The organism is Micromonospora sp. NPDC047753 (assembly GCF_040642735.1).
Lineage (GTDB): Bacteria > Actinomycetota > Actinomycetes > Mycobacteriales > Micromonosporaceae > Micromonospora.
The window spans coordinates 1-8,947 of the sequence record NZ_JBEYSL010000275.1; the positions used below are offsets into that span (position 1 = coordinate 1).

An 8,947-nucleotide genomic window follows, 5' to 3' on the forward strand; every position below is an offset into this window, starting at 1 on the left:
CGCGCGACGCGCGCCGGAAGACCTCCTGCCAGTACGGCGCCCACTCCTGCGCCCAGCGCCAGACGAACCAGCCGTTGACAACCACGTTCAGTGCGGGCGGGCGCACGGTACGGCCGGGCGGGCGCACGGTACGGCCGGGCGGGCGCACGGTACGGCCGGACCGGCCGAGGGTGGTCGGCAGGGCCGGCTGGGCGGTGATCAGCGGCGGACGACCCGGCGGGGCTTCGCGGCCTTGACCTCGGCGAACCGCTTGAGCTGCTGAGAGCGGTAGTCCCGGCCGAGCGCGGTGAGCACCAGATAGCCGATCAGCAACCCGGCGCCGCTGGCGAGCAGGTAGAGCCAGATCTGGGCGAAGAACGTCGCCGCGCCGCCGGCGAACGGGTCGTGACCGACCAGCAGGGGCCCGACCAGCACAGTCAGCAGCATCGCCACCGGCACCACGAGGGCCATGTCGGCGGCCCAGCCCGCCAGCGGCCGGCGACGACCCCAACGGAAGGCGACCACGGCGAGGATCAGGCCGATCACCGTGAACATCGCCAGCGACACCCGGTCGGCGGCGGTGTCGTCACCGTCGAAGCCGAGCCGGATGATCAATCGGGCCACCACGTTGACCGCGAACAGCGCTGCAACGAGCACCCCGAGGTCACGCCACCGCTTGTCCATCGCCGGACCCTCCTGCCGTACGCCCCGTCGCGGGGTTCGCATCCCTGGCAGGAATATCTACCACCCTTACCTGGGAGCCGTCATCACCCGACAGCGTCCGGAATCAGCCCGGCGTCAGCCGCCGAGCATGGTCGGCTGTGGGGCGAGGATCTGCCGGAAGCCCATCACCGCGAAGGTCATCGCGCCGGCCACGATCATGGCCAGCCCGACCCAGTTGTCGCCGGCCAGCAACAGGTCGCCCTCGTTGGTTCGGATGGCGGCGACCGCCATCAGCGCGAACCACGGCACAGCCGGCAGCGCCACCGCCCAGCGACGGCCGACCGCCTCGTACGCGAACCAGCTCAGCAGGATGTTGGCGCCGATGGCGAGGAGCACCGACACGCCGACCAGTTGCCCGCCGACGCGGAGCGTGGCGAGCAGCAGCTCCAGTACGCCGGTCAGCACACCAGCGATGACCACGACGATCCCACCGACCAGCCGGACGCCCAGGTCCAGCAGGCGCGGCGGTGGCCCCGCCGGGGGCGGGGCTTCCTGGTCCTCCACAACCGTCATCGGTGCGGCCGGCAGGGTCACCGGGAACCCGCCGCCGCGACCGGGGACCGGTCCGGGGCGGTCTCCGCGGGCAGGCCGGCGAAGAGGTCGTCCTCCCAGCCGTACGGCCCGGCACCCGGGCCCTTCTCCCCCAGCGCGAGCGTGAAGAACTCCACGCCCATGAACTCGCCACCGAAGTTGCCGGCGATCGAGTAGAGCCACGAGTTGGCCGGGATCTGGGTGGCGTGCGCCCGCATCGCGGCCTCCTTGGCCGTGTGCTGGTCGGTGCCGTCGATCCGGGCACCGATCTGGGCGTCCGGGGTGCCGAAGGGCAGGTCGGCGATGTCCTCGATGCCGCCGAACGGGTTGTCGGACGACTCGGCGAAATGCGTCATGCCGGCCTCCAGGACGCTGAGCGGCAGGGCCGTCCAGTAGACCTTGAGCGGGGCGCAGCCCTCCTCGGCGGCCAGCTCGACGGCGCGCATGGCCACCCGGTGCGCCTGGATGTGGTCGGGGTGGCCGTAGAACCCGTTCGGGTCGTACGTGACGAGCACCTGCGGGCGTACCTCTCGCAGGATCTCCACGAGGTGCCCGGCGGCCTCGTCGAGGTCGGCCTGCCAGAACGCCCGGGGGTGCTCGTTCGTCGCGAGCCCCATCATCCCGGAGTCACGGTAGCGGCCGGCGCCGCCGAGGAAACGGTGGTCGCTGACGCCGAGCGCGGCGCACGCGGCGGCCAGCTCGGCCACCCGGTACCCGCCGAGCTGGTCGGCCTCGGCGGCGGCGAGCTGTGCCAGCGCTGGCACGTGGATCTCGCCCTCCTCGCCGAGCGTGCAGGTCACCAGCGTGACGTGCGCGCCCTCGGCGGCGTAGTGGGCCATCGTCGAGCCGGTGCCGATCGACTCGTCGTCGGGGTGCGCGTGGACCAGCAGCAGGCGGCGGTCGGGCAGCATCGTCACGACGGTCACTCTAACTGGCGGTTCGGCCCAGCCAACGCTGACGCGTCCGCCCAGGTCGGCCACATCACCCCCGCTCCGGCTCTACGATTTGGCGTGTGGACTTTCCGGAGCTGGCCGCCCGCACCCGCCGGTTCAGCCACGGCGCGCCACGCGCTGTCTCGGTGGCTGAGGACGGCTCCCGGGTGATCTTCCTGCGCTCCGCCGGCCCCGAGGATCCGGCGGACGCGCTCTGGCTGTTGGACGTGAGCACCGGCGAGGAGCGGCTGGTCGCCGATCCGGCGACCCTGCTGGGCGAGGGCGGGGACGTCCGCTCCCTCTCCCCCGGCGAACGCGCGCTCCGCGAGCGGCTGCGGCTCAGCGCCGCCGGCATCGGCTCGTACGCGTTGGACGCGGCTGGCCGGGTTGCGGTGTTCGCGCTGGCCGGGCGGTTGTTCCGGGCCGATCTGGTGCACGGCGACGTGGTGGAGGTGGTGACCACCGGCCCGGTGCTGGACCCACGTCCGGACCCGAGCGGGCAGCGGCTGGCGTACGTGACGGACGCCGCCGAAGGGGTGCGTCGGGGTGAACTGCGGGTGATCGACCCCGACGGCACCGACACCCTGCTGGCCGGCGAGGACGCCGGGGTGAGCTGGGGGTTGGCCGAGCACATCGCGGCCGAGGAGTTCGGCCGGTTCCGGGGGTACTGGTGGGCGCCGGACAGCCGTTCGGTGCTGGCCGCGCGGGTCGACGAGTCCCGCCTGGAGCGGTGGCACCTGCACGACCCGGCCGAGCCGGCGAGCCCGCCGACCGCCGTCGCGTACCCCCGGGCCGGTGGGCCGAACGCGGAGGTCAGCCTGCACCTGCTGGACCTGGACGACGGCTGGGTCGACGTGCACTGGGACCGGGAGACCTACCCGTACCTGACCGGGGTGAGCTGGGGTGAGGGCACTCCGTTGATCACCGTGCTGCGCCGTTCGCAGCAGCATGGGCTGGTGCTGGCGGTCGACCCGCGCACAGGTGAGACGCAGGTGCACGCCGAGCTGGCCGATCCGCGCTGGGTTGAACCGATCGCCGGCACCCCCGCGCACCTGCCGGACGGCCGCGTACTGGTCGGCGGGGAACTTGCCCACGACGGGTACGACGCCCGGTGCCTGTTCGCGGACGGCACCCTGCTCACCCCGCCGTCGCTGTACGTACGACGGGTGGTGGGTCGGCTGCCGGCCGCCACCGGCCCGGCCGACCTGCTGGTGGAGGCGAGCGACGGCGAGCCGAGCGAGCGGCACCTGTTCCGGGTCCGCACCACCATCGGCGGTGGGGTGGACGCGCGTCGACTCACCACCGACTCCGGCTGGTACACCGCCGCTGTGGGCGGGGACGTGCTGGCCGTCGGGGTCGCGTCGCTGGATCACGCCGGGGTGCGCTGGACGGTGCGTCGCGGCGATCAGGAGATCGCCGAGTTGCGCTCGTTCGCCGCCGCCCCGCCGTATTCTCCGCTGCCGCTGCTCGAACGGGTGACCGACCGGCGGCTGCCGGCGGCGGTGCTCTACCCGGACAACCACGTGACGGGCCGGCGGCTGCCGGTGCTGTTGGACATCTACGGCGGCCCGGGGCACCAGGAGGTCGTGGCGGCGCGGGCCGCGTGGTTGGAGCGGCAGTGGTGGGCCGACGCCGGGTTCGCGGTGGTCACCATCGACAACCGGGGTACGCCGGGCGTGGCCCCGTCGTTCGAGAAGGCGATCCACCGGCGGGTCGCCGACGTTGTCCTGACCGACCAGATCGACGCGCTGACCGCGCTCGCCGGCAAGCACCCGGACCTGGACCTGGGACGGGTGGGGGTGCGCGGTTGGTCGTTCGGCGGGTGGCTGGCCGGCTTGGCGGTGCTGCGTCACCCGGAGCTGTTCCGGTGCGGGATCGCGGGTGCCCCGGTGACCGACTGGGCGCTGTACGACACCGCGTACACCGAGCGTTATCTGGGGTTGCCGGAAGACGGCCAGGACATCTACGCGCACCATTCGCTGGTCGAGTTGGCCGCCGAACCGGTCACCAGCCCGGATCACGCCCGCCCGTTGCTGCTGGTGCACGGCATGGCCGACGACAACGTGGTGGCCGCGCACACCCTCCGGCTCTCGGCCGCCCTGCTGAGCACCGGCCGACCGCACGCCGTGCTGCCGCTGACCGGGGCTACGCACATGGCCGCGAACGGCACCGCCGAGCGGCTACTCCCCCTGGAGCTCGACTTCCTCCGCACCCACCTGCTGTGAGCAGCATTCGACACCTGGGCGCGGCACATCGAGCCTCCTGAGCGACCACGCCGTCGGGCAGCGCGTGGAACGGCTCGACGGTCCACGCCGGCCCGTTCAGCTACCACCGATGGTCTTCAGGGCGGGATCTCGGTTCGCCCAGCCGCCCGAATTCGGCCTGGGCTGCACGATGAGCAGTGCCATCAGCACCTGGGCGGCTGCCACGGGCAGAGCTTCCGGCGGACCGTAGGCGCTGATTACAAAGAGGGGGAACGGCGCGGCGAAGAGCAGGATCGCGGCCAACCTGAACCAGTACCAGCGGACGTCCGACAACAGACGCAGCACTCCCAGGCAGCGGCTGGCCCGAGGCGGCGTGCGCGGTGGCGTGGTGCTGGTCCCCTGATCCGCAGCTCAGCAGCTCGGGCCGAGGATCGGTCAGCCGAGGCGGTGGGCTCGGCGTTGGAGGTACCGCTGTTCGACCTGGTTCTGGGTCAGCACGGCTGCTTCGCGGTACCGGGCCGCCGCGCCAGCCGTGTCACCGGTCATCTCGAGCAGATGTGCGCGGATCGCGCGTTCGCGTTGCCGGGTCAGCGGTTCCTCGTCCAGGTGGTGGACCCGGTTGAGGTCGTCGAGCAGGGCCAGCCCTCGGGCCGACCCGTACGCGTGCGCGACCGCGACCACCCGGCTCAGCCGCACCGGCGCGGTCGGGCTGAGGTGTTCCAGTCCCAGGTAGAGCGCCGCGATCTGGGGCCAGTCCGTCTGGTCCGGTGACGTGGCGGCGGCGTGCACGGCCGCGATCGCCGCCTGTAGCTGGTACGTGCCGACCTCGCGCCGCCGCCAGACGCCGTTGATCAGGTCGGTGCCCTCGCGGATCAGCTCGGGATCCCATCGGGTCCGGTCCTGCCCGTCCAGTGGCACCAGTTCGTCGCCGTCGGCACGGGCAGCGCGCCGCGACTCGGTCAGCAGCATCAAGGCGAGTAGCCCGGTCACCTCGGGGTCGTCGGGCAGGGCGTCGTGGAGCATGCGGGTCAGCCGGGTCGCCTCGCGGGTCAGGTCCACGCGGGTGAGTTCGTCTCCGGTGGAGGCGGTGTAGCCCTCGTTGAAGATCAGGTAGAGGACCTGCATGACGGCGTTCAGCCGGCTGTCGCGGTCGGCGTCGGTCGGCGGGGTGAACCGGGCGCCGGCGCGGGCCAGTTGCTGTTTGGCGCGGCTGATCCGGGCGCCCATGGTGTTCTCGGTAGTCCCGTAGGCGTGTGCGATCTCGGTGGTCGTCAGGCCGCCGACCGCGCGCAGGGTGAGCGCCACCTGGGAGGTCAGGCTCAGCGCGGGGTGGCAGCAGAGCAGCAGGAGCGTGAGGCTCTCGTCGGTGTCCACCGCAGGGCGCGCCCTGCGGGCCGGATCCTGCATCGCCAGCTCGCTCATGCCGGCGTGCCGCTCGCGGCGGCGTCGAGCCTGGTCGGCGCGGAGCAGGTCGATCATCCGCCGGTACCCGATGCGGATCAGCCAGCTGCGCGGGTTCTCCGGCACGCCGTCGGCCGGCCACGTCCTGCTCGCCACCAGCAGCGCCTCCTGGACCGCGTCCTCGGCGATGTCGAAGTGGCCGAAGCGCCGCACCAGCGCGCCGAGGACCTGCGGCGCCTCGGTGCGCAGCAGGTGCTCGACGTCCGGCGTCACGCCGATGCTGCCGTTCGGTGACGGTGGGTCCGGGCAGTCATGCCGCGAAGTCCGCCCCCATGATCGGCCGGATCTCCATCGGCTCGCCCAGCACCTCGACCATCCGGGAGACGATCTCCACGGCGCGCTCCTGACTGCCCACGTCGATCACCGCGAAGCTGGCCAGGACCTCCTTGAGTTCGACGAACGGGCCGTCGGTGGCCACCACACCGGTCGGGGCCCTGCGGACCGTGGTGCTGACCACCGGGTGACCGAGCCCTTCGCTGCTGACGAATTCGCCGGTCTCGATCAGCTCCTGTTCGAACCGCTGGTACGCGGCGAACGCGGCCAGCGCTTCCTCGGACGCGGTGTCGGCGGTCGCGGCGTCCCAGGCGGCGGCCGGCGTGTAGCTGAGCAGCAGATACTTCATGGTCATCCTCGTGCTCGTGGGGCTCGGGCCACGCTACGCCGATTGGTTCGAACGGCGCAGGGAGAGGGCGACGACCGTCGTCCAGGTGAAGGCGACCAGGCCGTTCACGGCGATCTGGATGCTCATGTGGCTCGGTGACATCGGCATCAGCAGGATGAGCGCGGCAAGGCCGTTCAGCACCGCCGGCAGGACGGCCCGACGGCGGATGTGACGGATCGTCAGCACGATGGCGGCGCCGGCCAGCGCGGTGAAGGCGATGGCGGCCGCCGCCGAGTGCGCGACGCTGTGCCAGGACATCTCGTCGACCGGCCCGTCTGGAGTCCCCATTGGGAAGCCGTACTCCGGATCCATTGTGAACGCCCCGGCCGCGACGAGCCCGGCACCGAAGATCCCGACGAGGATTGGCAGCGCACGTCGGCCGGTGCCGTGGGTGAGCGTGCGTCGGGCGCCGACGGCGAGGGCGATCCCGCCCAGGCCGGCGAGCACGAAGGTGGTGATCTGGATCCAGCCGAGACGTCCGGTGGCCAGCTGGCTGATCGGGTGCCGGGTGATGTCGTAGCCCTCGCGGGTGAGCATCTGCGTCACGGCCGAGGCGAAGAAGAGCGGTCCGGCGAGGCTGCCGGCGAGGAGCAGGCGCTCGGACGAGCGGCGGCGGGTGGGGGCGGTGGCGGCGAGGGTGGCCATGAGATTCCTCCGTGGTGGCTGCTTGCCGCTACCTCGCTGCCGCACCTCGGACCTTGACACCCAACAGGAGTGACCTGAGCCACATGGCGTCGATGCCGGGTCTCTCGCTCGCGCTTCGGCTGGCCCGGACGGCAGTGGCCGTTCTGCTCACCGCACGGCCGACACGTCGACTCACGATCACATTGGCGCGAGGAACCGGGTGGTGGCTTCGATGAGCAGGCTGCGGGTGCCGGGTTCGGAGCCGCTGTGTCCGGCGTCCTCCACGATGTGGAACGTCGCCTCAGGCCAGGCCCGATGCAGGTCCCAGGCTTGGTTCGGTGGCGTCTTGATGTCGTATCGGCCGTTCACGATCACCGTCGGGATGTGACGAATGCGGTCGACGCCCGCCAGGAGGCCTTCCCGCGGGAGGAAGCCGCCGTTACTGATGTAGTGGTGTGTGATGCGGGCGAACGCCAGCAGGCTGGCGTCGTCGATGCCGGGCGGCGCCATCGGCAGCAGTGTGTTGGCCGAGAGTTCCCAGTTCATCCAGGCGCGGGCCGCCGGGCCGTGGACCGCGGGGTCCGGGTCGGCGATGCGGCGGCCGTAAGCGCCGACAAGGTCGTCCTGTTCCGCGACGGGGATCGCGCCACGAAATGCCGCCCATTCGGCGGGAAAAAGGTGCGCCGCCCCCGCCGGGGTGAACGCCCATGCCTCGTCCGACCTGCGAACCAACCACACGCCGCGGAGCACGAGTTCGGTGACCCGCTCGGGATGGGCCTGCGCGTAGGCCAGGGCGAGGGTGCTGCCCCAACTGCCTCCGAAGACGAGCCAACGCTCGATCCTCAGGTGCTCGCGTAGCTGCTCGATGTCCGCCACCAGATGCGGGGTGGTGTTGTGTTCCAGTGACGTCTCCGGGTCGCCCGCGAAGGGCCGGCTGCGACCGCAGTTTCGCTGGTCGAACAGCATGACGCGGTAGCCGGACGGGTCGAAGTACTGCCGATTGCCGGGGAGCAGACCACCGCCGGGGCCGCCGTGCAGGAACACCGCGGGTTTGCCGCCGGGGTTCCCACACAGTTCCCAGTAGAGCTCGTTGCCGTGGCCGACGCTGAGCATCCCGGAGTCGTACGGTTCGATGGGCGGGTACCAGTCCATGACAGCAGGGTCCCCTCCCGACGACGTTGTCGGAAGGGGACCCTGCTGGTCTGCGGTGTGACTTACGGCTTGACGTACGCGTTCACGAACGACGGGTAGCCGAAGACGCTGGAGATGAAGATCCCGCCGGCCTTGGATCCGTGCACGTTGTAGGCCACGTCGACGTAGAACGGCACCACCGGTGCGTGCTCCTTCATGATCCGCTCGTCGAGCTTGGCCCACTCCGGTCCCTGGTCGGCCGGGGGCATGGCCAGGATGCGGTCCATTTCAGCGTTGATCGTCGGGTCGTTGAAGTAGGACTGGTTGCTGTTGCCCTCGGCCTTGATGGTCCGGCCGTCGTAGAGCACCGGCAGGATTGACGCCCCGCTGGGCCAGTCCGCCGCCCAGTTACCGATGTACAGGTCCCAGGGGTTGTTCTTCTTCTTGATCTCGTCGAGCTTCGCGTCGTCCGAGATGTTCCGGACGGTGATCTTGAAGCCGGCGCGCTCCAGGTTCGCCTTGAGCTGGGCGCCCTGCTGCTGCTCGGTCGAGTTGTCGGCGACACCGAGAACCAGCTCCGGCGTCTTGCCGCCGAGCAGCTCCTTGACCTTGTCGACGTTGCCGTTGGCGCCCGCCGGGTAGACGTCGTACGCCTTGTAGCCGATGGTGGCCGGCGGCATCAGCGTGGTCAGCGGCGCGGC

10 protein-coding genes are annotated in these 8,947 nt (G+C 71.3%); 1 reads left to right on the top strand and 9 read right to left on the bottom strand.

Features of this window, described 5'->3' with window-relative positions; genetic code table 11:
• Positions 1-198: 198 nt before the first annotated feature.
• The 3 genes from ABZ749_RS21770 to mshB form a co-directional block, all read right to left on the bottom strand.
• Complete coding sequence (locus tag ABZ749_RS21770; protein ID WP_357230382.1) at positions 199-663, bottom strand: hypothetical protein; 465 nt, start codon at positions 661-663, stop codon at positions 199-201.
• 114 nt (positions 664-777) lie between these two features.
• The gene (locus tag ABZ749_RS21775) at positions 778-1,215 is read right to left on the bottom strand and encodes a hypothetical protein (RefSeq protein ID WP_357230364.1); all 438 of its coding nucleotides are present in this window, start codon (positions 1,213-1,215) and stop codon (positions 778-780) included.
• A gap of 17 nt (positions 1,216-1,232) precedes the next feature.
• Positions 1,233-2,159, bottom strand: coding sequence for an N-acetyl-1-D-myo-inositol-2-amino-2-deoxy-alpha-D-glucopyranoside deacetylase (mshB, locus tag ABZ749_RS21780; protein ID WP_357230366.1), 927 nt, complete (start codon positions 2,157-2,159; stop codon positions 1,233-1,235).
• A gap of 86 nt (positions 2,160-2,245) precedes the next feature.
• Between mshB and ABZ749_RS21785 the strand changes: the two genes are divergently transcribed.
• Positions 2,246-4,390 carry a prolyl oligopeptidase family serine peptidase gene (locus tag ABZ749_RS21785; RefSeq protein ID WP_357230368.1) on the top strand — a complete coding sequence of 715 codons (2,145 nt, stop codon included), beginning with the start codon at positions 2,246-2,248 and terminating at the stop codon, positions 4,388-4,390.
• A 96-nt stretch (positions 4,391-4,486) separates the two neighbouring features.
• On the opposite strand, the gene ABZ749_RS21790 is transcribed toward ABZ749_RS21785, so the two are convergent.
• From ABZ749_RS21790 to ABZ749_RS21815, 6 genes are all read right to left on the bottom strand, one after another.
• Positions 4,487-4,714 carry a hypothetical protein gene (locus ABZ749_RS21790; protein WP_357230370.1) on the bottom strand — a complete coding sequence of 76 codons (228 nt, stop codon included), beginning with the start codon at positions 4,712-4,714 and terminating at the stop codon, positions 4,487-4,489.
• 90 nt (positions 4,715-4,804) lie between these two features.
• Positions 4,805-6,043 (bottom strand): sigma-70 family RNA polymerase sigma factor, encoded by a 1,239-nt coding sequence (locus tag ABZ749_RS21795; protein WP_357230372.1) that lies wholly within the window; start codon positions 6,041-6,043, stop codon positions 4,805-4,807.
• 37 nt (positions 6,044-6,080) lie between these two features.
• Positions 6,081-6,452: a YciI family protein gene (locus ABZ749_RS21800; protein WP_357230374.1), complete on the bottom strand. Its 372-nt coding sequence runs from the start codon at positions 6,450-6,452 to the stop codon at positions 6,081-6,083.
• Between the two features lie 33 nt (positions 6,453-6,485).
• Positions 6,486-7,136 (bottom strand): DUF998 domain-containing protein, encoded by a 651-nt coding sequence (locus ABZ749_RS21805; protein WP_357230376.1) that lies wholly within the window; start codon positions 7,134-7,136, stop codon positions 6,486-6,488.
• A gap of 177 nt (positions 7,137-7,313) precedes the next feature.
• Complete coding sequence (gene pip / locus ABZ749_RS21810) at positions 7,314-8,267, bottom strand: prolyl aminopeptidase (protein ID WP_357230378.1); 954 nt, start codon at positions 8,265-8,267, stop codon at positions 7,314-7,316.
• A 62-nt stretch (positions 8,268-8,329) separates the two neighbouring features.
• A partial coding sequence (locus ABZ749_RS21815) for an ABC transporter substrate-binding protein (protein ID WP_357230380.1) occupies positions 8,330-8,947 on the bottom strand: 618 nt, incomplete at its 5' end.